This window comes from Salinicola sp. RZ23 (assembly GCF_003206675.1).
GTDB classification, from domain to species: domain Bacteria; phylum Pseudomonadota; class Gammaproteobacteria; order Pseudomonadales; family Halomonadaceae; genus Salinicola; species Salinicola endophyticus.
The window spans coordinates 305,085-329,148 of sequence record NZ_PZJK01000013.1; the positions used below are offsets into that span (position 1 = coordinate 305,085).

A 24,064-nucleotide genomic window follows, 5' to 3' on the forward strand; every position below is an offset into this window, starting at 1 on the left:
GACAACATCGATACCATCCCTAGCGGACAAAGTTCACCGCGGCTCTGGGCTTGCAAATATCTTCACAATCTCCGCATTCTGACGCCGACCAAGCGCCCTTTCCAAGCGCCCCACGCCACTTCACCGGGCCATCACGTGAACCGACCTCCCCCAAAGACAGCCATGTATCAAGCGCTGATCGCTTGCCGAAAGTCGTTTCTCTGCGTGCTGTTCTTCAGCTTGTTCATCAATCTGCTGATGCTGGTTCCCTCCATTTACATGCTGCAGGTCTATGACCGGGTCATCACGACACGCAGCCCCGAGACGTTGACGATGCTGACCCTGGTCGTGCTCTACCTGTTCGCGATCATGGGAGGCCTGGAGGTGGTGCGCTCGCGCATTCTGGTACGGGTCGGCAATCGCTTCGATCGTGCGCTGAGCGAGCCGCTCTATCAGGCCTCGTTCCAGCGCGCCCTGGCGACCGCCGGCAAGCCCTCGGCACAGGCGTTCAGCGATCTCGCCACGCTGCGCCAGTTCATCGCCGGCCATGCCCTGTTCGCCTTCTTCGATGCCCCGTGGATACCGCTCTATATCGGCTTGCTGACACTCTTCCACCCCTGGTTCGGTGCCTTCGCGACGGCCGCAGGCATCATCCTGATGGGCCTGGCGTGGATCAACGAGAAGAGTACCCAGGGGCTGCTCGGCGAGGCCAACCGCGCCCACGCGCAAGCCCAGGAGATGGCGGCGAGCAATCTGCGCAATGCCGAAGTGATCCAGGCCATGGGGATGCTGCCCAACCTCCACCAGCGCTGGCAGCAGTGCCAGCAGGCCTATCTGCTGCACCAGTCACGTGCCAGCGACCGCGCCGGGGTGCTGAGCAATCTCTCCAAGACCCTGCGGGTGACCTTCCAGTCGCTGGTGCTGGGGCTGGGCGCGCTGCTGGTCATCGAAGGCAGCCTGACCGGCGGCATGATGATCGCCGGCTCGATTCTGATGGGCCGGGCACTGGCGCCGATCGATCAGATGATCGGCGGCTGGAAGGGCTTCATCCAGGCGCGCGCCGCCCATGCCCGGCTCGACGCGCTGCTGGCGAAGCTCGCCGCCGAGCGCGAGCGCATGCCGCTGCCAGCGCCGACCGGCGACGTGGCGCTGAGCGCCGTGAGCGCCGCCCCGCCGGGGGCCCAGGCGGCCACGCTGCACGAGATCGCCTTCCACTGCGTACCGGGTGAACACATCGCCATCGTCGGCCCCAGCGCCGCCGGCAAGTCGACCCTGGCACGCGTGTTGCTGGGCGTCTGGCCAGTGCAGCACGGTGAGGTGCGCCTGGGCGGCAGCGACATCGCCCAGTGGCCGCGGGAACGCCTCGGCCCGCATCTCGGCTACCTGCCCCAGGATGTCGAGCTGTTCGACGGCAGCATCGGCGACAACATCGCCCGCTTCGGCCAGCTCGATCCCGCCGAAGTGCTCAAGGCGGCCCACAAGGCGGGGGTCCACGACATGATCCTGCACCAGGCGCAGGGCTACGACACCCTCATCCAGGGCAGCGGCGGCGTGCTCTCCGGCGGCCAGCGCCAGCGCCTCGGGCTGGCGCGGGCACTCTACGGCTCGCCCTGCCTGGTGGTTCTCGACGAGCCGGATGCCCACCTCGACACCCTCGGCGAGCGCGCCCTGATCGCCTGCCTCGCGCAGCTCAAGCGCGAGGGCACGACGCTGTTCGTGGTCACCCACACCCCGGCCATTCTCGATCACGTCGACCGCGTCATTCAGCTGGAGGCCGGACGCATCGTGCGAATCGACGCCCGCACCCGATCCGATACCCCCACCGCCAGCAGCGGGGTACAGGCGCTGCGCCTGCGCGCCCGCGGCCGTGTCGGCGACGCCGTGGCCACGGCGCGCCCCCCACAGGAGTCCTCGCCCTCATGAGTGCCACCACGCCCCTGTCACTCGGCCCCGGCGCCTCGTCGGGCGGCGCCCCGACCGGCGACCGCACCACCTGCCGTGCCGGCCTCGGTCTGCTGGCGATCGCCCTGGGCGGTTTCATGCTGTGGGCGACCAGCGCAGACCTGGCGGTCGCAGTGGTCGCCCCCGGCACGGTCACGGTCGAGGGTGCGACCAAGAAGATCCAGCACTTCGAGGGCGGCATCGTCAAACGCATTCTGGTCAGCGATGGCGACCACGTGAAGGCCGGCCAGACCCTGATCGTGCTCGACGATACCCAGCCGCTCTCCAAGCTGGCGATCGCCCAGTCCGAGTACCGTATCGCGCTGGCCAGCGAAATCCGCCTCAACGCCGAACAGGCCGATCGTGACAAGCTCGCGTTTCCCGCCAGCCTGCTGGATGACCCGTCGCCCCGGGTACAGGCGGTGATCGACGTGCAGCGCCGGCTGTTCGAGGTGCGCCGCAAATCCCAGGCCGATGCGCTCGCCGCGCTCGACGAGAAGGCACGCCAGATGAACCAGCAGATCGCTGGACTGGAGTCGCTGCAGCGCATCAACCGCTCGCGCATTGCCTCGCTGAATGGCGAGGCCAGCGACTACCGCACACTGTTCAGCGAAGGGCTGGGTGACAACCAGCATCTGCGCGAGCTGGAGCGCCAGGTGCTGCAGTATCGCGGCGAGAATGCCCAGCACGCCGCCGAGGTGGCACAGTTGCGCTCGCAGATCAGCGAGAACGGCCTGCAGCAGGAGATTCAGCGTCAGGAGTACCACCAGAAGGTGGGCGAAGCGCTGAAGACGGTACAAGCGCAGGTGACCGATGCCCAGGAGCGCATCACTGCCCTCGGCGATCAGGTGACCCGGACCACCATCGCGGCGCCGGTCTCCGGCACCGTGGTCGGTTCGCAGATCCATACCCAGGGCGCGGTGATCCGTTCGGGGGATACGCTGATGGAGATCGTCCCTGCCGACGAAGCCTTCGTGGTCGAGGCACGGATCCCCGACCGCGACATCGACAACGTGCATGCCGGCCAGCCCGCCGAGATCCGCTTCAGCGCCTTCAACCAGCGCCTGACTCAGGTGGTACCGGGCGAGGTCGCCCATGTCTCCGCGGATACCTTCGAGGACGAGGCCACCCGGGCCCACTACTACAAGGCGCGCATTCGGGTCACCCGCGCGGGCCAGGCCCAGATCAACGCTTCGATGCAGCTACTCGCGGGGATGCCAGCGGAGGTGATGCTGCAGACCGGTGAACGAACCTTCGCCAGCTATCTGCTGAAGCCGTTCGACGACATGCTCGCCCGCGCGCTGCGAGAAGAGTGATGCGCCGCGACTCATCTTGGACGCTCTGGCGCCTGGTATCCCGGCATCTGCCACGGCTGGCCCTGGGTCTGGCGCTGAGTGGCGCCAGCGCGCTGGCGCAGTCGGACTCGCCCGCGCTACCGCCCCTGCCGGCGCTGGTGGGTCTCGCTCTCGACAATGACAGCGGCCTGCGCAGCCGACGCCTCGATAGCCGCGCGGTGGAACAGGAGGTGCCAATGGCACGCGCGCGTCTGCGCCCCCAGGTCAGCGCCAATGCTGCCTACCGTCTGAGCGATGCCGACAATATCTATACCCGCAACCCCGCAGACTATCCGGATGCCGACTACGCCAAGCGGGTCTCCGGACGCACCCGCGACAGCAGCTGGGGCCTGCGTCTGAGCCAGCCGCTGTTCGATCTCGAGCGCTGGCGTCAGGTCGACAAGGCCGGCACCCAGGTGGATGCCGCGACGCTCGAGGTGGCGGTGGCCGAACGCGATCTCGCACTGCGGGTCATCGAAAGCTATCTGGATGCCTATCAGGCCTCGCGCAAGGTCGGCCTGCTGATCGCCCAGCGCGAGGCGCTGGTGCTGCAGCAGCGCCAGGCACAGCGCGCCTATGAGCTGGGCGTGGGCGATCGCATCAATCTGCTCGAGTCGCAGTCGCGTCTGGATCAGGCGATCGCCGACCAGACCGCCGCCGAAAGCGACATGGCCAATGCGGTCAGCGATCTCGAACGTCTCAGCGGCGCCACGCTCGACTTCGCCCCGGCGCTGATCGAGCCGCCGCCGACCCTGGCCCTGGACCCCGAGTCCCGTCCGCTGGACGATCTGCTGGCGCTGACCGATGGCAATCCACAGGTCGAGCTGGCCAGGCGCCAACAACGGGTCGCCCAGGCGGATACCGCCCTGCGCCACGCAGCGCGCTATCCCAAGGTCGACCTGGTGCTCGACTACAACGATCTCGACAGCGACGACCCGCTGCGCACCAGCCGCGACCTGAGCGCCGGGGTCGAGGTGAACCTGCCGCTCTATCAGGGCGGCTACACCACCGCCAGTATCCGTCAGGCCGAGCTCAGCGCCCTGGCCGGCACCGCGGCGCTCGACGATGAGCAGCGCCGGGCCCAGCAGGAGGTGCGCAAGCGCCTGCGCGGCATGCAGGCGGATCAGCGTCAGCTCCAGGCGCTGCAGCGCTCCACCGAATCGGCGAGTCTGTTCCTGGCCGCCGCCCAGCGCGGTGAGGGGCTCGGGCTGCGCGATCTGGTCGATGTGCTGGATGCGCGCTCGTCGCTCTACGATCTGCGCATTCGCTATGTCGAGTCGGTATGCGCCTACCTGCGCGACCGCGCCCATCTCGACGCCGCCATCGGCGGGCTAGACTCGCCGTCGATCAGCGCGCTCTTCGCGGTGCTCGGGCGTCTGGAGCACCAAGATGAAGCGCCAGCGCCGGGTAGCTAGCGGCTCGACCGGCTTCTGCTACCTTGGCTATAGGCGGTCACGCCGGAGACGGCGTGACGCCGCGACGACTCACGTTGGCTCAAGGAAGATTCCCATGACGACGCTACCGCTCTGGTGCTTGTTGATCACCGCCCTGCTCCCCTTCTGGCTCGCCTTCTGGGGCAGCGCCGTGCGGCGGCGCGAACCTGGCGGTCTCGACAACCATCATCCGCGCCAGCAGTACGCTACCCTGGAGGGCAAGGGGGCACGCCTGTGGGCTGCCCAGCAGAACGCCTGGGAGGCTCTGGCGCTGTTCACCGCGGCGGTGGTCGCCTATGGCTACGCCGGTGGCGGTGGCTGGCTGGGCAGCGCCGCCTGTCTCGTGTTCGTGCTCGCGCGGGTCGCCCACGGGGTGTGCTATGCGCTGGACCTGGCGACGCTGCGCTCGACGGTGTTCATCGTCGCCTTTCTCGCGGCGCTGTGCCTGTTCGCCCTAGCGCTCCTGTGAGCACCGCGACCCGCCTTGGGCCCGTTCAAGTTTTAGCCAATAGCGTCGATAAAGTTCGGGTCAAGGATGAGTGATTCCTGCCAGAGATCGAGATCCATAACCCATGCCCATCGACGACGACGCTCCCCTCGGCCGGACCGCCGGCCAGGCGCCGCAAGCCACGCAGGTGGTCGACTTCAGCGCAGCGTCATCGCCGTCGACGGGTCATGGCACGCCACGCAACTGGCCGCTGGATGCACTGACGATACTCGGCCTGGTTCCCTGGCACTGGTCGCTCCCCGACGCCTTCTGCCGGCTGTTCTCGCCGAGCGTGCAGCATGACACGGCACCGACTCAGCTGAACTTTCGCGAGCTGCTGCGCTCGATGGTGCCAGCAGAGCGTCAGCGCCTGCTGCATCAGTGGCGACGCCTGATCTGCGGTCTCGACGACCGCTTCGATCTCACCCTGCAGCCCGACGGTCGTTACCCCGAGCTGCGCTGGCGAATCCGCGGCGCGGTGACACTGCGTACCCCGGAGGGCCACCCGCTGGCCGCCGCCGGCATGCGTGAGGTGGTGGCCGAAGAGAACGTCTGCGATATCGGCAGTCGCGTGCGCGCCCATGCGTTCGTTGCCTCCCGCGACCCGATGCTGGTGGTCGGCGAACAGTGGCAGATTCTCGAGGCCAACGACGCCTTTCTCGAACTCGGCAACCGCCCCCTCAGCGACATGCTCGGCCGCCCGCTGCACCACTATGTCAGCGCCAATGCGCTCTCCTCGCCACCCGCCACGGCGGTCAGTCGCGAACGCAGCCACCATCATGAAGGGGTGTTCGATGCCGGTAGCGGCGACGCCATCCCCGTCGAGCTGACGCTGAGCGACTTCACCCTCGGCGACAGCAGCCAGGTCCACTATATCGCCGTGCTGCGCGACATCTCGGCACGCAAGCGCTCGGAGCGCGAGCTGGAGCACCTGGCGAGCATCGACACCCTGACCCAGCTGCCCAACCGCGCCACCCTGCAGTACGCGCTCCAGCGTCAACTGCGCCAGATATCGCCGATCCACGCCCTGGCGGTGCTGTTCATCGATCTCGACGGCTTCAAGCACATCAATGACTCGCTCGGCCACCAGGCCGGCGATACCCTGCTGCGGATCATGGTCAAGCGCCTGCGCGCCACCCTGCGCAGCCGCGATCTGATTGCGCGCTGGGGCGGCGACGAGTTCGTGGTGGTGATCGACGTGGGCAGCGATCGCCAGCTGGCTCCCCATATCTCTCGGCGCCTGCTGGAAGTCCTGGCCCAGCCAATGGTGATCGGCGGTCATCAGATCAGCGTCACCGCCAGTATCGGCATCGTCCACGCCCCGTTCGACGGCAAGGACAGCGAGACCCTGCTCAAGCATGCCGACGTTGCCATGTACGCGGCCAAGGACAGGGGCAAGAACGCCTTTGCGCTCTATCACGACCAGCTCAAGCACCACGATCTGGAAAAGATGTCGATGCTCTCGCAGCTGCGCGACGCGATCGTGCAAGAGACGCTCGACTTCCTGGTCCAACCCAAGTTCGACCAGCATAGCCAGATCGTCGGCGCCGAACTGCTGGCCCGCTGGCACACCGAGAGCCACGGCCAGGTGCCCCCCAGCACCTTCGTCCCCCTGGCCGAGCACAACGGCATGGCGAGCGCACTCGGCACCCTGGCAATCGAGCACGCGGCCCGCTGTGCGGCGAAGCTGGCGGCCAACGGCCACCCCATTCCCGTGGCGGTCAACATCTCGGCGCTGCACGTGATGGACGAAGCGCTACCGGAAACCCTGCGCAGCGCCTGCCGCCGCCACGCCATCCCCACCGATCTGATCGAACTGGAAGTGACCGAATCGGTCTTCCTGGAGAATACCCGGGCCCCCGAGGCGCGTATCGAGAAGCTGCGCCGCCAGGGCTTTCGCGTGGCCATGGACGACTTCGGGGCTGGCTACTCGTCGCTGGGCTATCTCAAGCGCCTGCCGTTCGACACCATCAAGATCGACCGCAGTTTCCTCAGCGACCTGGAGGCCGATCTGCGCTCGCGTCACCTGCTCGAGGGTATCGTGGGGCTGTGCGAACTGCTCGGCATGGAGACTATCGCCGAGGGGGTCGAGACACAGGCCCAGTGGCAGTTGCTGCAGGCACTGGGCATCAAGCGCTACCAGGGCTTCTACCTGGGGCGCCCGATGGCCACCGACGCCCTGCTCGAGCGTCTCGGCGTGCACGCCGACGAGGCTGGCCGCGCCCGCTGAGGCGGGCTAAGGTAGAGCCCCCAACCGCCGCCCGAGAGTCCTGCATGTCGTTGACCCTGAGTCTGGTCGCCCCGGCCTCGTTCACCGCTCCCGATCTTCTCGATCAGGCCGCCGAGGCGCTGGCCGAGCTGGATATCGGCGTGCGCTTTCCGCCTCGTCTGCAGGTGCGCTGTCGTTATCTCGCCGGAGACGTGGCCCACCGCCTGGCGGTGCTGCAGGCCGCCTACGCCGATCCCGACACCGACGCCGTATGGGCCGTGCGCGGCGGTTATGGCTGCGCCCATCTGGCTACCGAGATCGACTGGTCACGGCTGCCGCCCAAGCCGCTGATCGGCTACTCCGATCTCAGTGTGCTGCTGAGCCAGTGCCAGCGCCACGGCTTGCCGGCGATCCACGGTCCGGTGATGAAGGAGGGGCTCAAGCTGGTGGCCGAAGACCCGACGGTACGCGCCGCCAGCCGCAGTGACCTGGAGGCCCTCAAGGGCCTGCTGCGGGGTGCGGTACCCACCAGCGTGGCGCTGACAGCGATCACCGCGAGGCCCGAGCACCGCAGCAGTGGCCCACTGGTGGGAGGCAATCTGGCGGTGCTGGCGAGCCTGGCCGGCACGCCGCTGGCGTTTCGTGCACCACCGGGCGCGATCGTGATCCTCGAGGATGTCGGCGAGCCCTACTACCGCCTCGAGCGCGATCTGTGGCAGCTGGCGTACTCCGGCGCCCTCGACGCGGCAAGCGCGGTCTGCCTGGGCACCTTCGAAGGCTGTGAACCCTACGCCGATCTGCGCCTGGAGACGCTGTTCGAGACCTGGCTGACACCGCGTGGCATTCCGCTGTTCAGCGGCCTGCCCATCGGCCACGGCCGCGACAACCTGCCCTGGCGTTACGGTGCGACGGCCAGCATTATCGACTCACGCCTGCACTTCTCGGCCTGAGCACTCCCCGCAACGACACCCGGCGCCACCCGAAGGATGGCGCCGTGTGCCTTCGACGCAATGACGGCAGACCTCACTCAGTCACGCCGATAGGTCCCGACCAGCCGGCTCATGCCCAGAATGTGCGGCTCCAGCTCATTGAGCAGTTCGCGTTGGGTCAACCCCTCGGGCAGCTCGGTCAGGGTATCCAGCGCCAGTACCCAGAAATAGTACTGGTGCACCCCGTGGCCTTCCGGCGGCATGGGCCCGCCGTAGCCGACGGCACCACCATCGTTGACGCCGGCAGTACCCTGCCGGGTATCTTCCTCGAGTGACGTCACATCCGCCGCCAGGTTGTAGAGCAGCCAGTGCACATAGCCGTAGCTGCCATCCTTGACCAGCGGCGCATCCGGGTCGTGGCAGATGACCGCGAACCCCTGGGTGCCCGCCGGTGCATCCCGCCAGCTCAAGGCAGGAGAGAGATCCTCACCCTCCGCCGAGTGACGTTTGGGAATGGCCGCATTCGGCGCAAAGGCGGTACTTTCGACGTGCATGCTCGACGGTGCAAAAGGCATGGGGTAGCTCTCCTGAGAAGCGATGAACGGTGACGCCGACGCGTCTGCTGGTCTATCAGAGGTGGTGGCGCCGGCGTGAGATTCAACCCGACCGTGAAACTCAACACGACATAGAACGGCTCGACGACGCGCCAGGAGTGATGTCGTGCCGCGGGCCATACCCGCATGAGGGCAGCCAGGGACGCAGCGCCCGCCAACAGTATGACGCCGGCAGCTCGCGTCCACGAGCTGCCGGCGTCGGATGCCGCAGCCTGAGGTGCTACGGCAGAGTCACGAACTACGCGATCAGAGCCGTTCGAACACCGTCGCCACACCCTGCCCCATACCGATACACATGGTCGCCAACCCCAGCTTGGTGTCTTGCTGGCGCATCACGTTGAGCAGCGTGGTGCAGATGCGCGCCCCGGAGCAGCCCAGCGGGTGGCCCAGGGCGATGGCGCCGCCGTTGAGGTTGACCGCCTCGTCGAGGCGGTCGAGCAGACCGAGATCCTTGAGCACCGGAATCGACTGCGCGGCGAAGGCTTCGTTGAGCTCGACCGTCTGAATATCGGCGATCTTGAGCCCAGCGGCCTTGAGCGCCTTCTGCGATGCGGGGACCGGGCCATAGCCCATGATCGAGGCGTCGCAACCGGCCACACCGGTGGAGACGACCTTGGCCAGCGGCTCGAGCCCCAGCGACTTGGCGCGTTCGTAGCTCATCACCATCAGCGCCGAGGCGCCGACCGAGAGCGCCGACGAGGTCGCCGCGGTGACGGTACCGTTCTTGGGGTCGAACACCGGTTTGAGCGAGGCCATCTGCTCGAGGCTGGCGTCTTCACGCACCACCTCGTCATGCTTCACCAGCGTGCGGAAGCCCTGCTGGTCGTGCCCTTCGATCGGCACGATCTCGTTGTCGAACCAGCCCTGCCGATTGGCGTCGCTGGCACGCCGGTGCGAACGCAGGCCGAACTCATCCTGCTGCTCGCGGGTGACACCGTGCATCTTGCCCAGCAGCTCGGCGGTCAGCCCCATCATCATCGCCGCCTTGGCGGCATGCTTGCTCGCCGCCGGGTTGACGTCGACCCCATGGGTCATGGGCACGTGCTCCATGTGCTCGACGCCGCCGATCAGATAGCAGTCACCCATATCGGCGCGAATGTTGGCCACCGCGATGTGCAGCGCGCTCATCGACGAGCCGCACAGGCGGTTGACCGTCTGCGCCGGTACCGAGCGCGGAATGCCGGTGAGAATCGCCGCGTTGCGGGCGATGTTCATCGACTGCTCCAGGGTCTGGTTGACGCAGCCCCAGATAACGTCGTCGACCCCCGCCGGATCGAGCCCGGCGTTACGCGTGAACAGCGCCTGCATCACCGCCGCAGAGAGGTTCTCGGCGCGCACGTTGCGGAAGGCGCCATGCTTGGCCTTGGCCATGGGAGAGCGAACGGCATCGACCACCACGGCATCTCTTGCATGCAAACTCATAACGTTGACTCCGGTTGGTGGTGAAATCAGGCGTCGCCGCCGGCCTCGGCGTAGAAGCGCTCGCCCCGGCTGGCCATCTCGCGCAGCCGCTCGGTGGGCGCGTAGAGCGCGCCGAGCTCCGCCGCCAGCCGCTCGGCCAGGGCGACGAACTCGGCGCAGCCCATGGCGTCGATATAGCGCAGGGCACCGCCGCGGAACGGCGGAAAACCGATGCCGTAGATCAGTGCCATGTCGGCCTCGGCGGGAGAGCCCACGATACCCTCTTCGAGACAGCGCACGGTCTCCAGACACAGCGGTACCATCATGCGCGCGATGATCTCGTCATCGTCGAGCTCCCGTGTCTCGCGCTTGACCTCGGCCACCAGCCGGTGCGCTTCGTCGTCGTGAAGCTTCTTGGGCTTGCCCTTCTTGTCCTCTTCGTAGCGGTAGAATCCCTGGCCGTTCTTCTGTCCCAGGCGCTGGTTGTCGAGCATCACCTGAATCGCCGACTTGCCATCCTGCCCCATGCGCTCGGGGAAACCTTCGGCCATCACCTCGCTGGCGTGCACCGCGGTATCGATACCCACCACGTCAAGCAGATAGGCCGGCCCCATCGGCCAGCCGAAACGCTCCATGATCTTGTCGGTGCGCTCGAAGTCGACCCCCAGCTCGACCAGACGGCTGAAGCCGCCGAAATAGGGGAACAGCACCCGGTTGACCAGGAAACCGGGGCAATCGTTGACCACGATCGGGGTCTTGCCCATCTTGCGCGCATAGGCGACCGTCGCCGCCACCGCCGCATCCGAGGTGTGCTCGCCGCGGATCACTTCGACCAGCGGCATGCGGTGCACCGGGTTGAAGAAGTGCATGCCGCAGAAGTTCTGCGGGCGCGACAGGTTGGCCGCCAGGCGGTCGATCGAGATGGTCGAGGTGTTGGAGGCGAGGATGGTCTCCTCGCCCACCGCCGCCTCGACCTCCTTGAGGACGGCACCCTTGATCTTGGGGTTCTCGACCACGGCCTCGACCACCAGGTCGACCTCGCCGAAATCGCCATAGGAGAGCGTCGGGCGAATATTGCTCAGCACTTCGGCCAGGCGCGTCTGGCTCAGCTTGCCGCGCTCGAGCTGCTTGGTCAGCAGCTTGCGCGCCTCTTTCAGCCCCAGCTCCAGCGCCTCGGACTTGATGTCCTTCATCAGGATCGGCGTGCCCTTGTAGGCGCTCTGATAGGCGATGCCGCCGCCCATGATGCCGGCACCCAGCACCGCGGTCTGATCCACCGTCCTGGCGTCGCGCTCGTACTGCTTGGCGCGCTTCTTGACCAGCTGATCGTTGAGGAACAGCCCCACCAGGTTGTAGCAGACGTCGGTCTTGGCCAGCTTGGCGAAGGCGTTGGCCTCGATCTGCTGAGCCCGCTCGCGCTCCTCACCGGCGCCCTTCTGGATCACGCGGATCGCTTCCACCGGCGCCGGATAGTGCGGGCCAGCCTTGCCGGCGACGTATCCCTTGGCGGTCTCGAAGGCCATCATCTGCTCGACCGCATTGAGCTTTAGCGGGGCCTTCTTCTCGGCGCGGCGCGCCTGATAGTCGAGATCGCCGTCACGGGCCTTGGCGAGCACGTCACGCGCGGCGTCCAGCAGTTGATAGCCCGGGACCACCGCATCCACAGCACCCACCTTGAACGCACTACCGGCGTCGTTCTGGCTGCCGCCGGCGATCCACTCCACCGCGTTGTCGGCACCGATCAGGCGCGGCAGGCGCACGCAGCCGCCCCAGCCGGGCAGGATCCCCAGCTTGGTCTCGGGCAGGCCGATCTGGGCGCCCTCCGCCATGACCCGGAAGTCGGTGGTCAGGCAGAGCTCACAGCCGCCACCGAGGGCCAGGCCATTGATCGCGGTGACCGTGGGGAAGCCGAGATCCTCGATGCGATTGAACAACGCATGGATCTGCATGTTCATGTCGACCAGGAAGGCTTCGTCCTTGGCGAACATGGCGTGGAACTCGGTAATATCGGCACCGACCACGAAGACGTCCTTGGCGCTGGCGATCACCAGCCCCGCGACGTCGCTCTCGCACTCCAGCGCCGTCACCGCTTCCTGCAGCTCCCCGATCACCTGGGAGGAGAGCTTGTTGATCGATTCCGCCTTGAGATCGAGCGTGAGGACGACGACGTTGTCCGCCTCCCGCGCCATCCGAATGGCATCGCCTTGATAGAGCATGGGATTCTCCGTGCCATGACTGCGAAACCACCTTCGGGATCAGCCCCGAAAGCGAATCATACGAGCGTTTGAATATCACCAGCTTGAGCCGCCCAGAGGGTAGCGTCAAGCTCAACCAAAGTCGTGACCAGCCCCGGACGAGGCCAGGGCCCGTCGAGCCCTGCCCCCGTCCGCGCCGGTCCGGGTCATGCCCCCGCAGGCAAGGCGATAGGCCGCGCGGGGTGGCCCAGCCGAAGAATCAGAGGCCATGCGTTGGCAATGCTGCGCCGACGCTCGCGACAGTCGCACCAGAACACGCCCGTCGCGGTGCCTTGGCTCACCACCCCATGGCACAATGTCGCGGCCGCGACTGGGGTCTCGACAGGCCCGGGCATGACGCTCCGCGGAACCGGCGTCTCTCAGCGTAGGCCAAGTGAGTCGACGCGCCCCGCGGGACATCTACAACGAGGACGTTTTCATCGTGATCGATAACGAGATCGCGCTCCCCGCCAGGCTTGCCTGGCTGGAGCCGCTCATCGCCCGGCTGCAGCGCTATCTGTGGCTGTGGCCGCCCATTGCTTTCGTCCTGGGCCTGCTGGGGTTCTTCCTGGTCAACCGCCAGCAGTGGCTGGGCGCCGTGCTGGCGATAGGCCTGTTGCTGACCTGGCTTTTGCTGATCGTCGAGAGCGTGGCCAGCCGCTGGCTCTCGCGGCGGGGCAGACAGACCGGCCTGCCCCGCGCGGTGACCACCTTCATCACCCAGGTGGTGCACCAGGAGACGCTCTTCTTCTGCCTGCCTTTCTTCCTGGCGACCACGATCTGGGCCAGCGGCCAGGCGCTGTTCACCGGCCTGATGGTGGGCTGCGCGCTGCTGGCGATTCTCGACCCGCTCTACTTCGGCCTCTCCCAACGCCACCGCTGGCTCTACTTTCTGCTCCACTCGCTGTGCGTGTTCGTGGTCATGCTGGTGACGCTGCCGATCATGTTCAGCCTGACCACCGGCGAGAGCCTGGTGCTGGCGATCGCCGCCATGACCTTCTTCAGTCTGCCCAGCCTGATCGGCCTGCTGCGCCCCGCCGGCGCGGTACGCTGGCTGGCGATGTTCGGCCTGCTGATCCTGCTCGGCGGCCTGGCCTGGAGCGGACGTGCCTGGATTCCGCCGGCGACGCTGTGGCTCTCGGGCAGCGCGCTCTCGCCGGGCTTCGACACCGCCACCCGAACGCCCCGCGGGGAGATGGTATTGACGCCGGAGAACCTGCGCGCCCGTGGTCTCTACGCCTACACCGCCATTCGCGCCCCGCGCGGCCTGCGCGAGAAGATCTATCACGTCTGGCGCCACGATGGCCGGGTGGTGGAGCGTATCGCACTGATCATCCACGGCGGCCGCGATCAGGGCTATCGTGCCTGGACCCACAAGCAGAACTTCAGCGGCGATGTCAGCGGGCGCTGGCAGATCGACGTCACCACCGCGGTGGGCCAGCGTATCGGCACCCTGCGTTTCACCGTGGCCGACGACGCCGACGCCACCCACGCCGACGGGCGTATCCATCGGCCTCCGGGCATCCCCGGCTGGAACATTCGCCATCTGCTCGGTAGCCGCGGCGAGTGACCGCACGCGGCACGACTTGCATTATCCTGCAGCGCTTTGGAGAATGTTAGGACGTTCACGATTTTAGGTAATCCGCTATGCCGCAACATATCGGCTTCAAACTGGCGCGCCTGCCGCGACTCTGGCGTGCCGTCATCGATGAACGCTTGGCGCCGCTGGGATTGACCCAGACTCGCTGGGTGACGCTCTACAACCTGCGCCGCATGGGTGGCGGCCAGGCGCAGTGCGACCTCGCCCGGGCGATCGGCGTCGAGGCCCCATCACTGGTGCGCACGCTCGACCAGCTGGCCGAGCAGAATCTGATCGAGCGCCGACCCTGCGCCGAGGATCGCCGCACCAAGCGCCTGCATCTCACCGAAGAAGCGGCGCCGCTGCTGGAGCAGATCGAGGCGATCGTGGATGAGGTGCGTGACGAGATGCTGGCCGGTTTCAGCGAAGAGGATATGCGCACCTTCGAGAGCATGCTCGATCGCATCGAGAAGAACGGCGTCGCGCTACAGCGCCAGTCGGAGCAGAATCGGGCCGGCTGAGGCCGCCCTTCACGCTGGCCGGCCGGGCGGTGGCGCCGGGTTGCCACTGCCCGCGAGCGTATCCCGCATCGCCAGCCAGCTCGGCCATTCGCGCTCGAAGCGCGACAGTTCCACCGCCTCCTGCCACCACACGCACAGCGTATGCTGATGCGACTCCACCGCCAGCGCATCGTCGGGTAGCGTCTCTAGCCAGGTCTCGAGCGCCGCCAGGCGCGTGGCGTCGAGCGACGGCAGTGGGGCCTGCCGCCAGCGCCAACCCGCCGTCGCCGGAGCCAGGGCATCGCTGCCGGCGCGGTTTCTGACCAAGGTGAAATCGCTGCCGGTGAGCGTGCCGGGGTAGCGCAGGCGATACCCGGCCAGCGGCAGATCCGGCTGCGCGATCGGCGCCTTGGCGAAGGAGAGCTCGCCGCCGTGCCCTTTGGCGTACCGCCGCAGGCGCCCACGTACCGACTCCGCCCGACTCGGGCGCAGCCACATCATCGGCGACAGTACCAACAGCACCGCCACCAGTAGAAATCCCAGTACCGCCATACCACCTCTTCTCCCTGACCCCTGGTCCTGCCCCCGGCTTCGGGGTTTCGGTCATGTTTACAAAGCGTTGCGTACAACGCCGGCATGAACGATGATCGGCTGCGGCAGCATGCCGCGGCCAGCGCGCATCGCCGCCGTTGTACGCCCAATGGACCCAGCTTAGAGTGGGTATTGTCATTCGCCGGATGGGGAGTTCACCCATGAGCAACGAATATCACCACGTGCTGGTCGCTGTAGACCTCACCAAGGATTCGCACAAGGTGCTCGAGCGCGCGATTCCGATTGCCCGCCGCAATCAAGCCAAGCTCTCGATCATGCACACGCTGGAACCGCTCGGCTTCGCCTACGGCGGTGACATTCCGATGGATCTCACCAGTATCCAGGATCAGCTGGACGAGCACGCCACGCAGCGTCTGGGCGATATCGCCGACCCCTACGATATCCCGCGCGAGGATCAGCATATCGTGGTGGGCATGCCCGACACCGAAATTCAGCGTTTCGCCAAGGATCACGGTGTCGATCTGATCGTGGTCGGCTCCCACGGCCGCCACGGCTTCGCGCTGCTGCTGGGCTCCACCTCCACCGGCGTGCTCCACGGTGCCGAGTGCGATGTGCTCGCGGTACGCGTGGGCAAGGATGGCGACAGCGTCGAATAACGCCTCAGGTGGCCCACCGCACCCATGCGTGCGGTGGGCCTCTGGCACTGCGCCCTCGGCGCCTCAGCTCTCCCCTTCCGCCATCGCCTCCAGCGTCATCCAGCGCTCCATCGCCGCGTCCAGCTCGGCCTGGACCTGAGCCAGCGCCTCCAGCGTCTCGGTGAACTGGCCACTCTCCTGCTGATAGAAGGCAGGGTCGCTCATACGGGTCTCGAACTCGGCCACCCGGGTCTCCAGTGCCTCGATCGTCGCCGGCAGCGCATCCAGCTCGCGCTGCAGCTTGTAGGAGAGTTTCTGGCGGCGCTTGTCCGTGGCCGCGGGCGCAGTCGACTGACTGGCGTCCCGCGCGCTGTCGCTTGCCTTGCCGGCACTGGCCTCAGCTGGGGGCGCGGCCGGCTGCTCCCAGGGCGCCGGCGGCAGCTTGCCACCCTGACGCACCCAGTCGCTGTAACCGCCGACGTACTCGCGCACCACACCCTCACCTTCGAACGCCAGCACGCCGGTGACCACGTTGTCCATGAAGGCGCGGTCGTGGGAGACCAGCAGCAGCGTGCCGTCGAAGTCCAGGAGCAGCTCCTCGAGCAGCTCCAGCGTCTCGACGTCGAGATCGTTGGTGGGCTCGTCGAGCACCAGCACGTTGGCCGGCTGGGTGAACAGCTTGGCCAGCAGCAGGCGGTTGGACTCCCCGCCGGAGAGCGCGCGCACCGGCTGGCGGGCACGCTCGGGGGTGAACAGGAAGTCCTGCAGATAGCTGATGACGTGCTTGTCCTTGCCGCCGACGCTGACCTTGTCGCTGCCCTGGGCAACGTTGTCGTAGACGCTCTTGTCGAGCTCGAGTCCGGCACGCAGCTGATCGAAGTAGGCCACGCTCAGGTTGGTGCCCAGCCTCACCTCACCGGCGCTCGGCGTCATCTCACCGAGCAGGATCTTGAGCAGGGTGGTCTTGCCGGCGCCGTTGCGCCCGATCAGCCCGATGCGGTCACCGCGCTGGATCTCCAGCGACAGATCACGAATGACGATGCCGTCTCCCCCGCGGGCCTCGGCGTAGCCGTGGGTGACGCCCTTCAGCTCGACCACGCGCTTGCCGCTGCGCTCACCGCTGTCGACCTGGAACGACGCCTTGCCGGTACGCTCGCGCCGTTGGGCCCGCTCATCGCGCATCTTCTCGAGCGCACGCACCCTTCCTTCGTTGCGCGTGCGCCGCGCCTTGATGCCCTGACGGATCCAGCTCTCTTCCTGGGCCAGCTTCTTGTCGAACTCGGCACGCTCACGCGCTTCGACCTCGAGCTCGTGCGCCTTCTGCGCCTGATAGGTGGCGTAGTCGCCGGGATAGCGCCCCAGACGCCCGCGATCCAGCTCGAGAATGGCGGTCGCCAGCCGCGACAGAAAGGCCCGGTCGTGGGTGATGAACAGTACCGCGCCCTCGAACGCCAGCAGCTGTGTCTCCAGCCAGGCGATGGTATCGATGTCCAGATGGTTGGTGGGCTCATCGAGCAGCAGCAGGTCGGGGCCCGCGACCATCGCCCGGGCCAGCGCCACACGCCGCCGCCAACCGCCGGAGAGGTCGCTCATCAGGGTATCCGCCGGCAGGCCCAGTCGGGTCAGCACGGTATCGATACGCTGATGGAAGGACCAGCCGTCGAGCGCTTCGAGCCGGGTCTGCAGCGTTTCCAGACGGCGCATGTCGGGCTCGGCCTGGGCCACCAGCTGGTGATACTCGGTCAGCAGGGCGCCGGTCTCCGGCAGCCCCTGGGCCACGACTTCGAAGATGGTCGCCTCGCCGGCATCCGGCAGGGCCTGCTCGAGTACGCCGATCTTGAGTCCAGGGGCGCGCCAGACATGGCCGTCGTCGGCCTGGTTGTCACCGGCGATCAGTCTCAACAGGGTCGACTTGCCGGTGCCGTTGCGTCCGACCAGCGCCAGGCGCTCGCCCTTCTCGATGACCAGGTCGGCGCCATCCAGCAGGCTGTGGTGCCCGTAGGCGAGTTGCAGTTGTTCCAGGCGAAGCAGGGCCACGTTGATCCTCTCGGTGGTGATGCATGCATGATCGGCAGCCATTGTACCCTGCCCGAGCGGCAGCACCGATAGCGGGCTGCACTCGCGGGGCCGGCGTTTTACAATGGTCGGCTTCGAAACACCCACTGCAAGGAGTGCCGCTTGAGCGACACGTCCCCCGACGCCTTATCCGCCGCCGACTCGCCGCTACCCGAGGCGCTGCGTCTCACCGCCCCCGCGGCGCTGGTCGACATCGGCGCCAACCTCACCCACGAGAGCTTCGAGTCGGATCTGCCGGCGGTGCTGGCCCGGGCCGAGGCGGCCAACGTCCGCGCCCTGATCGTCACCGGCGCCGACCCCGAGGGCGCGGAGCGCGCCTGTGCCCTGAGCCAGCGCCACCCCAACCTGTGGGCCACCGCCGGCGTGCATCCGCACCATGCCGCCGACTGGAACCACGCGCTGGAGCGCAGCATGCGCGATCTGCACGCGCAGCCCCGCGTGGTGGCGGTGGGCGAGTGCGGGCTCGATTTCAACCGCAACTTCTCCTCGCCGGCGGACCAGGAACGCGCCTTCGAAGCGCAGCTGGCGCTGGCCGCCGAATCCGGACTGCCGCTCTTTTTGCACGAGCGCGACGCCGGCCGCCGCATGCTGGAGATGCTGCATGAGTGGCGTCACCGCTTGAGCGATGCCGTGATCCACTGTTTCACCGGCGAGCGCGACACCCTCTACGGCTATCTCGACCTCGACCTGCATATCGGCCAGACCGGGTGGCTGAGCGACGAACGCCGCGGCCACCATCTGCGTGAGTTCATCGCCGAGGTGCCCGCCGAGCGGCTGATGGTGGAGACCGACTGCCCCTATCTGCTGCCGCGCAACCTGCCGGCCAAGATCAAGGGCCGTCGCCACGAGCCGGCTCTGCTACCTTGGATAGTGAGGGAGCTGGCGCGCTGGCGCGGCGAGGATGAGGAGGCGCTGGCCCGCGCCACCACCCAGACCGCCAGCCGCTTCTTCCGCCTGCAGGAGACTTTCGAGCCATGAGCGAATTTCCCGGTTTCATCGCCGTCGAGACCGGCGATGACAACGCCAGGCCGCTGGCGATCGCCTGGGCGCTGCCCAACGGCCAGGTCAAGCACACCCTGATCCAGCCCGACGACGACTGGCTCGACCAGGAACTGCTCTCGCTCGGTGGCTACGGCCTCGACGAGCTGCGCCAGTTCGGCGTGAGCCCGCTGGATGTGCTGCGCGAGCTGGAGAACGACCACTTCAGCGAGACGCTCTATACCGCCGGCGTGCAGGACGATGAAGCAGCACTATCGCTGATGTTCGATGACTTCGGCGTCGATCCGTTCGTCGAGCTGGCGCCGGCGGAGATTCTCTATCCCGAGCTCTCCCCCGGAGAGTGGTCACGGGCACGCGGCGAACTGTTCGGTGAGCTGGGGCTCGAGCCGCTGCGGCCCGAGCACGAAGTCCAGGTGATGCTCTATCTGCATCAGCGCCTGAGCCAGGGCTGAAGGCCGCAGGTGCCGTGGCGATCACGCACTGGTGAGCGCTGTTCTCAACCGCGCGCGGCCGGCGGCGATCGCCACGGCGCGGGGCTCGCCCTGACGATAGAATGCCCGCAGCGTGGCGACGAAAGCGTCGGCGCGCAGCGGCAAGCCCTGATCACGATAGCGTTCGGCGCGCGCCGCAACCTGGGCGGCGAAAGCCTGGCGGTCGACGGTGACGCCGTCGAGATTGTCCACGCTGACCTCGAAGGACTTGGCACAGGCCTCGCACAGTAGCCGCTCCAACGCCTGCGGGGCGACTTCGACCTGCTCGAACGCCGCCTGCTGACCGGCATCGCGACCATCCGGCTCGTACCAGTAGCCGTAATCCTCCAATTGACGTCGCGCCGCGCCGGCGATGCACCAGTGGCTCACCTCGTGCAGGGCACTGGCGAAAAAACCGTGGGCAAAGACGATACGGTGATACCCGACATCGCCATCGGCAGGCAGATAGATCGGCTCGTCGTCACCCTTGATCAGGCGCGTGTTGAAGGTCTCGGCGAAGACCCCGTCGAATAGCGCTATGACATCGTCGATGGCGTGCAACATGACTCCTCCTTGGCCGCCCGGCAGTATACGGAAGTCCATGCCCGGCGCCGAGCATCCCCCGACGACTCCTGCTAATATTCCCGCCCTGTCCGTCCGGTCAAGGAGCGAGCCGTGTCGACCCTCCCCCGCCTGCCGCACTGGCGTCGCGAAACGTCGGCGCTGCTGCGTCTGAGCCTGCCAATCTGCGGCGCCCAGCTGGCCCAGTCCGGCATGAGCGCCGCCGATGTGATCATGTCCGGTCGTGCCAGTGCCACCGACCTGGCTGCAGTCTCGGTCGGGGCCAGCCTATGGGTCCCGGTGATGCTGCTGATGACTGGCACATTGATGGGTCTGACCCCGTTGGTGGCCCATCAGATGGGCGCCGGCCGACCCCAGCACGTGCGCGCCAAGGTGCATCAGGCGCTGTGGGTCGCACTGCTATTCGGCTGCCTCGCGGCGCTCACCCTGGGGCTGGGCTCGGGCCTGGTGTTCCGCTGGATGCAGGTACCCCAGGAGGTCGCCACCCTGGCCACGGACTATCTCGGCGCCGTGGCCCTGGGTATTCCGGCAGTGGCGCTCTATCAGGCGCTGCGCGCCTTCTCCGATGGCATGCATCACACGCGTCCGGCACTCTGGATCAGCCTGATCGGACTGGCGGTCAATGTGCCCAGCAACTTCCTGCTGATCTACGGCGGGCCCGGCCTGGTCGAGCTGCTCGGCGAAGGCGTACCCACACCGCTGCGCCAGTTGCCGGCGCTGGGCGCGCTGGGCTGCGGCTTCGCCACCGCGCTGTCGATGTGGTCGATGTGCCTGGGCATGGCCTGGTACACCCGGCGCAGCCGCGCCTACGCGCCGGTGGTGATCTGGACCTCGCCCACCGCACCGCGTCTGCGCGAGATCGGCGAATTGCTCTACATCGGGCTCCCCATCGGGCTGGCGATCTTCTTCGAGGTCACCCTGTTCACGGTGATCACGCTGTTGGTCGCCTATCTCGGCGAGATCACCGTCGCGGCCCACCAGATTGCGCTCAACGTCACCTCGATCCTGTTCATGCTGCCGCTGTCGCTGAGCATGGCGCTCACGGTACGGGTCAGCAACCGGGTGGGCGCCGGTGATCTGACACAGGCGCGCTTCGTGGCCTGGAACGGCGTGACCGTGGGTCTGCTGCTGGCGCTGTTCAACTGCGCCGTACTGTGGCTGCTGGCGCGCCCCATCGTGACCCTCTACAGCGCAGACAGCGCGGTGCAGTCACTGGCACTGTCGCTGATCCTGCTGGCGATGCTGTTCCAGGTCTCGGACTCGTTGCAGGTCAATCTGGCGGGCGCCCTGCGCGGCTACAAGGATACCCGCGTGGTGATGGGCATCACCCTGATCGCCTACTGGGTCATCGGGCTGGGGGTGGGGCACGCCCTCGGGCGCGGCATGGCAGGAATCCCCGAGCTGGGCATCTACGGTTACTGGATCGGGCTCAACGCCGGCCTGACCGCAGCCGCCCTGATGCTCGGCTGGCGCCTGCTGATCAAGGGCCGCACCCCTCCCCAGGCCGCACACGGTGGTGGAAAATCGGCCGCCAGGGCTTAACACCCTGGCAAAGGCTGTGCTAATAGTGGTTTTAGATCGTCACAACAGCATTTTTAGATCGTCATGACAGCGGGTCTAGGCCATGAGTTTGGCTCGGGTCATCACACTGGTCCCATGTCATGACAGTAGCTATAGATGATAGATAGGTGATAGACAGTAGGTCATAGACAGTGGCGTGACGTGGTAACCGGCCGCACCAGGGTTGGTACGAAAGTCAGAGAGCGAAGGCTGTTTTCGTACCAGGCCCGGGCAACAGCGAGTGAAACACCGATAGCGGCTGCAGGTAGTTCCGAGGCCCAAGCCGACCGATTGCCGACCAGGAGGGTAGCCATGGGAAGCCAACTTTCCCCCCGCTCCGCGCAGATCATCGATCTCGAGACCATGAGGCACCGGCTGAGGGCAAGAAAGCGACTGGTCAGACTGTCGCCCGAGCTCGACGGACTGGAGATGCTCTACTATCTCGCCTCCGATCCCGACACCCTCTACGCCATGCCTCTGCTGGCCTGGGGGCTGCGCGAGGATGGCGAAGTGGTGGGGCTGGTGCCGTGGATGGAGAGTCTCAGCGCGTGCCACGAGCTCGACGATCCGGAGTATGGCCACTTCGTCGGCTATCGCGACCCGGAAACGCGGGAGATCTTCCACCTCGCGCCGGAGCACAAGATCGCCGAGCTCGAGCATGCCGCGGCCTATTTCGATTATGAAGAGACCCCGGACGTCTCCCTGACCCAGCAGTTGCCGGAAACCCAGGGAACCCACGCCCTGTGCATGGATAGCGATGGTCGCCCCTGGCAGTTGAAACAGATCGTCGCCTGGCACCTCTACAGCGATGGCACCGTCGATGCCATGCTGGTCGACGACGCCCGCGTCGTGTCGCTGCCGGTACTGCCGGGGGATGACTGCCTCTATCCCGGACGCAGCCGGCACGACACGCTCTACTTCTTTCAGCGCTATATCGCCAATCGCATCCGCAACGAGGATCCGGACACACTGGAAGCGCTGGCACTAATGGTCATGCCGGGCAGTTGAGCCCGGCAGCACCCATCAGCCGCCGAGACGCAGCCGATAACGGTAGCGCCCTTCCTCTTCGCTCTGCTCGATCAGCTCGTGGCCCAGAAAGCTGCAGAACTTGGGAATGTCGCGGGTCGTCGCCGGGTCGGTGGCGATGACCTGCAGAATCTGCCCCGGCTGCATGTCGCGCACCTTGTTGTGCATCATCATGATCGGCTCAGGGCAGTAAAGCCCCTGGGTGTCGAGCGTCTCTTCCTGCGCTGTGTCCTGACTCTGCATGTTGCCCTCCTCCGGCAGCGTCATCCGTCGATCCGCACGTGCACGGTGACTTCTTCACGATCATGATACAGGTGGCGACAGGCGATGGTCGCGCTGACGCCATGGGCGTGCAGCGTCTCCTCCAGGCGGGTCAGGCAGCGTCGCACTTCATCCCAGCGCTTCTTCATCGGCAGCTTGAGATTGAAGATCGCCTCACGACACCAGCGCCGCATCAACCAGCGCTCGACCATGTCGATCACCCGCATCGGCTTGTCGACGATATCGCATACCAGCCAGTCCAGACGATAGGGCGGCTCCCAGACAAAGCCATCCTCACGCAGATGCTCGACCTGGCCGGTGGCCATCAGGGCCTTGTCCATGGGACCGTTGTCGATGGCATAGACGAACAGGCCCTTGCGTACCAGTTGATAGGTCCAGCCTCCGGGGGCTGCGCCGAGATCGACCGCCTGCATCCCGGAAGAGAGCCGCGTCTCCCAGCTCTCCTTCGGAATGAAGGTGTGCCAGGCCTCCTCCAGCTTGAGCGTGGAGCGGCTGGGAGCATCGGCGGGATGTCGCAGGCGCAGCACACCACCGGGATGCTCGCTGCGATTGCCGGGAAAGCTGATCCCTACCTGGACACGATCGCCGGCCAGCCAGAACAGATGCAGCCGTCGGCCGCCGGCCTTGCGGCGCAGCCCGCCGCCGCGCTTCAGCGCGCTCTCCAGCGGGCGACTGAGTGACTTCGCCAGGCGCCCGAGGGCCTTGCCATCATTGGTGTCGGGGGTCTCGTGCCATACCGCCTCGAAACTCCAGCCGCTCTCCTCGACCAGGCGGCTGATGGGTGAGATGCGATCTTCCCGATCCAGTGTCAGCGGCAGAAAGGCCACCAGCGACTGACGCGCGAAGACCAGCGACGCCAGCGGCAGCTGGCGATGCACGCTGTTGGCCGGGCCCGATTCGGTCTGCCAGCAGACGAAGCCGCTATTGGGTTCGGCCAGGGCGACATGCCCCAGCTCACCGGCTGCCGCCGCGCGCTCGGTGACCTCTGCAGCCAGGTCGAACTCGAAACCGGCTCGACAATACAGCAGCCATGCATTGGGGACTTGGCTCACACTCGCCTCTTCTCTCGGATACTCATCAATCTTGGGCGACACGATACCACGTGTTGTCCTGGACCCGCCCCGAGCCTCAAAAAAAGTAACCCCCAGTCTCGGCGAGACTGAGGGTCGGTATCGATGCCTGCGGATCTTTCATACGGCACTGCGCCGCTACTCGTCAGGGAGAGCCCCCTGAAACGAGTGA

21 protein-coding genes are annotated in these 24,064 nt (G+C 66.7%); 13 read left to right on the top strand and 8 right to left on the bottom strand.

What is annotated here, in order from left to right; all coding sequences use genetic code 11:
• The first annotated feature begins 162 nt into the window (after positions 1 to 162).
• The 6 genes from DOM67_RS13835 (at position 163) to DOM67_RS13860 (ending at position 8,333) form a co-directional block, all read left to right on the top strand.
• A complete protein-coding gene (locus DOM67_RS13835; RefSeq protein ID WP_110676880.1) occupies positions 163 to 1,902 on the top strand; it encodes a type I secretion system permease/ATPase in 1,740 nt (579 codons plus the stop codon).
• Positions 1,899 to 3,236, top strand: a complete 1,338-nt coding sequence (locus DOM67_RS13840; protein ID WP_110676882.1) for an HlyD family type I secretion periplasmic adaptor subunit — start codon at positions 1,899 to 1,901, stop codon at positions 3,234 to 3,236. Before DOM67_RS13835 ends, DOM67_RS13840 begins: the two co-directional genes overlap by 4 nt.
• Positions 3,236 to 4,669, top strand: a complete 1,434-nt coding sequence (locus tag DOM67_RS13845; protein ID WP_110676884.1) for a TolC family protein — start codon at positions 3,236 to 3,238, stop codon at positions 4,667 to 4,669. Before DOM67_RS13840 ends, DOM67_RS13845 begins: the two co-directional genes overlap by 1 nt.
• Positions 4,670 to 4,763: 94 nt before the next feature.
• Positions 4,764 to 5,156 (top strand): MAPEG family protein, encoded by a 393-nt coding sequence (locus tag DOM67_RS13850; RefSeq protein ID WP_110676886.1) that lies wholly within the window; start codon positions 4,764 to 4,766, stop codon positions 5,154 to 5,156.
• Between the two features lie 103 nt (positions 5,157 to 5,259).
• Positions 5,260 to 7,404, top strand: a complete 2,145-nt coding sequence (locus DOM67_RS13855) for an EAL domain-containing protein (RefSeq protein WP_110676888.1) — start codon at positions 5,260 to 5,262, stop codon at positions 7,402 to 7,404.
• 44 nt (positions 7,405 to 7,448) lie between these two features.
• Positions 7,449 to 8,333 (top strand): LD-carboxypeptidase, encoded by an 885-nt coding sequence (locus DOM67_RS13860; RefSeq protein WP_110676890.1) that lies wholly within the window; start codon positions 7,449 to 7,451, stop codon positions 8,331 to 8,333.
• A gap of 77 nt (positions 8,334 to 8,410) precedes the next feature.
• Here DOM67_RS13860 and DOM67_RS13865 read toward each other — a convergent pair whose 3' ends face one another.
• The 3 genes from DOM67_RS13865 to fadB form a co-directional block, all read right to left on the bottom strand.
• Positions 8,411 to 8,887 carry a YbhB/YbcL family Raf kinase inhibitor-like protein gene (locus DOM67_RS13865; protein WP_110676892.1) on the bottom strand — a complete coding sequence of 159 codons (477 nt, stop codon included), beginning with the start codon at positions 8,885 to 8,887 and terminating at the stop codon, positions 8,411 to 8,413.
• Between the two features lie 285 nt (positions 8,888 to 9,172).
• On the bottom strand, positions 9,173 to 10,348 hold the full coding sequence (fadA, locus tag DOM67_RS13870; protein WP_110676894.1) for an acetyl-CoA C-acyltransferase FadA: 1,176 nt from the start codon (positions 10,346 to 10,348) through the stop codon (positions 9,173 to 9,175).
• Positions 10,349 to 10,374: 26 nt separating this feature from the next.
• Positions 10,375 to 12,543 carry a fatty acid oxidation complex subunit alpha FadB gene (gene fadB / locus DOM67_RS13875; RefSeq protein ID WP_110676896.1) on the bottom strand — a complete coding sequence of 723 codons (2,169 nt, stop codon included), beginning with the start codon at positions 12,541 to 12,543 and terminating at the stop codon, positions 10,375 to 10,377.
• A gap of 460 nt (positions 12,544 to 13,003) precedes the next feature.
• Between fadB and DOM67_RS13880 the strand changes: the two genes are divergently transcribed.
• Both DOM67_RS13880 and slyA read left to right on the top strand, forming a co-directional pair.
• Complete coding sequence (locus tag DOM67_RS13880) at positions 13,004 to 14,131, top strand: DUF5924 family protein (protein WP_232825262.1); 1,128 nt, start codon at positions 13,004 to 13,006, stop codon at positions 14,129 to 14,131.
• A gap of 77 nt (positions 14,132 to 14,208) precedes the next feature.
• Positions 14,209 to 14,661 (top strand): transcriptional regulator SlyA, encoded by a 453-nt coding sequence (gene slyA / locus DOM67_RS13885; protein WP_110676898.1) that lies wholly within the window; start codon positions 14,209 to 14,211, stop codon positions 14,659 to 14,661.
• A 9-nt stretch (positions 14,662 to 14,670) separates the two neighbouring features.
• On the opposite strand, the gene DOM67_RS13890 is transcribed toward slyA, so the two are convergent.
• Positions 14,671 to 15,192, bottom strand: coding sequence for a preprotein translocase subunit YajC (locus tag DOM67_RS13890; RefSeq protein WP_110676900.1), 522 nt, complete (start codon positions 15,190 to 15,192; stop codon positions 14,671 to 14,673).
• A 200-nt stretch (positions 15,193 to 15,392) separates the two neighbouring features.
• On the opposite strand from DOM67_RS13890, the gene DOM67_RS13895 reads away from it, so the two are divergent.
• Positions 15,393 to 15,848, top strand: coding sequence for a universal stress protein (locus tag DOM67_RS13895; RefSeq protein ID WP_110676902.1), 456 nt, complete (start codon positions 15,393 to 15,395; stop codon positions 15,846 to 15,848).
• 63 nt (positions 15,849 to 15,911) lie between these two features.
• Here DOM67_RS13895 and DOM67_RS13900 read toward each other — a convergent pair whose 3' ends face one another.
• Complete coding sequence (locus DOM67_RS13900; RefSeq protein WP_110676970.1) at positions 15,912 to 17,864, bottom strand: ATP-binding cassette domain-containing protein; 1,953 nt, start codon at positions 17,862 to 17,864, stop codon at positions 15,912 to 15,914.
• A 141-nt stretch (positions 17,865 to 18,005) separates the two neighbouring features.
• Between DOM67_RS13900 and DOM67_RS13905 the strand changes: the two genes are divergently transcribed.
• Together DOM67_RS13905 and DOM67_RS13910 are read left to right on the top strand one after the other, a co-directional pair.
• Positions 18,006 to 18,881, top strand: a complete 876-nt coding sequence (locus DOM67_RS13905; protein ID WP_110676904.1) for a TatD family hydrolase — start codon at positions 18,006 to 18,008, stop codon at positions 18,879 to 18,881.
• On the top strand, positions 18,878 to 19,354 hold the full coding sequence (locus DOM67_RS13910; RefSeq protein WP_110676906.1) for a hypothetical protein: 477 nt from the start codon (positions 18,878 to 18,880) through the stop codon (positions 19,352 to 19,354). Before DOM67_RS13905 ends, DOM67_RS13910 begins: the two co-directional genes overlap by 4 nt.
• Positions 19,355 to 19,375: 21 nt before the next feature.
• Here DOM67_RS13910 and DOM67_RS13915 read toward each other — a convergent pair whose 3' ends face one another.
• Entirely contained in the window at positions 19,376 to 19,936 is a 561-nt protein-coding gene (locus DOM67_RS13915) for an elongation factor P hydroxylase (RefSeq protein WP_110676908.1), read from the bottom strand.
• Between the two features lie 111 nt (positions 19,937 to 20,047).
• Here DOM67_RS13915 and DOM67_RS13920 point away from each other — a divergent pair, with 111 nt between their 5' ends.
• Positions 20,048 to 21,496: an MATE family efflux transporter gene (locus DOM67_RS13920; protein WP_232825263.1), complete on the top strand. Its 1,449-nt coding sequence runs from the start codon at positions 20,048 to 20,050 to the stop codon at positions 21,494 to 21,496.
• A gap of 330 nt (positions 21,497 to 21,826) precedes the next feature.
• Positions 21,827 to 22,522: a hypothetical protein gene (locus DOM67_RS13925; RefSeq protein ID WP_110676910.1), complete on the top strand. Its 696-nt coding sequence runs from the start codon at positions 21,827 to 21,829 to the stop codon at positions 22,520 to 22,522.
• 15 nt (positions 22,523 to 22,537) lie between these two features.
• On the opposite strand, the gene tusA is transcribed toward DOM67_RS13925, so the two are convergent.
• Positions 22,538 to 22,783: a sulfurtransferase TusA gene (gene tusA / locus DOM67_RS13930; RefSeq protein WP_110676974.1), complete on the bottom strand. Its 246-nt coding sequence runs from the start codon at positions 22,781 to 22,783 to the stop codon at positions 22,538 to 22,540.
• Between the two features lie 20 nt (positions 22,784 to 22,803).
• Complete coding sequence (gene rlmM / locus DOM67_RS13935) at positions 22,804 to 23,874, bottom strand: 23S rRNA (cytidine(2498)-2'-O)-methyltransferase RlmM (protein WP_110676912.1); 1,071 nt, start codon at positions 23,872 to 23,874, stop codon at positions 22,804 to 22,806.
• Positions 23,875 to 24,064 lie beyond the last annotated feature (190 nt).

Coding starts and splice junctions, on each gene's coding strand:
- DOM67_RS13835 (WP_110676880.1), top strand. CDS start 163: ATGTATCAAGCGCTGATCGCTTGCCGAAAGTCGTTTCTCTGCGTGCTG.
- DOM67_RS13840 (WP_110676882.1), top strand. CDS start 1,899: ATGAGTGCCACCACGCCCCTGTCACTCGGCCCCGGCGCCTCGTCGGGC.
- DOM67_RS13845 (WP_110676884.1), top strand. CDS start 3,236: ATGCGCCGCGACTCATCTTGGACGCTCTGGCGCCTGGTATCCCGGCAT.
- DOM67_RS13850 (WP_110676886.1), top strand. CDS start 4,764: ATGACGACGCTACCGCTCTGGTGCTTGTTGATCACCGCCCTGCTCCCC.
- DOM67_RS13855 (WP_110676888.1), top strand. CDS start 5,260: ATGCCCATCGACGACGACGCTCCCCTCGGCCGGACCGCCGGCCAGGCG.
- DOM67_RS13860 (WP_110676890.1), top strand. CDS start 7,449: ATGTCGTTGACCCTGAGTCTGGTCGCCCCGGCCTCGTTCACCGCTCCC.
- DOM67_RS13865 (WP_110676892.1), bottom strand. CDS start 8,887: ATGCCTTTTGCACCGTCGAGCATGCACGTCGAAAGTACCGCCTTTGCG.
- fadA (WP_110676894.1), bottom strand. CDS start 10,348: ATGAGTTTGCATGCAAGAGATGCCGTGGTGGTCGATGCCGTTCGCTCT.
- fadB (WP_110676896.1), bottom strand. CDS start 12,543: ATGCTCTATCAAGGCGATGCCATTCGGATGGCGCGGGAGGCGGACAAC.
- slyA (WP_110676898.1), top strand. CDS start 14,209: ATGCCGCAACATATCGGCTTCAAACTGGCGCGCCTGCCGCGACTCTGG.
- DOM67_RS13890 (WP_110676900.1), bottom strand. CDS start 15,192: ATGGCGGTACTGGGATTTCTACTGGTGGCGGTGCTGTTGGTACTGTCG.
- DOM67_RS13895 (WP_110676902.1), top strand. CDS start 15,393: ATGAGCAACGAATATCACCACGTGCTGGTCGCTGTAGACCTCACCAAG.
- DOM67_RS13910 (WP_110676906.1), top strand. CDS start 18,878: ATGAGCGAATTTCCCGGTTTCATCGCCGTCGAGACCGGCGATGACAAC.
- DOM67_RS13915 (WP_110676908.1), bottom strand. CDS start 19,936: ATGTTGCACGCCATCGACGATGTCATAGCGCTATTCGACGGGGTCTTC.
- DOM67_RS13925 (WP_110676910.1), top strand. CDS start 21,827: ATGGGAAGCCAACTTTCCCCCCGCTCCGCGCAGATCATCGATCTCGAG.
- tusA (WP_110676974.1), bottom strand. CDS start 22,783: ATGCAGAGTCAGGACACAGCGCAGGAAGAGACGCTCGACACCCAGGGG.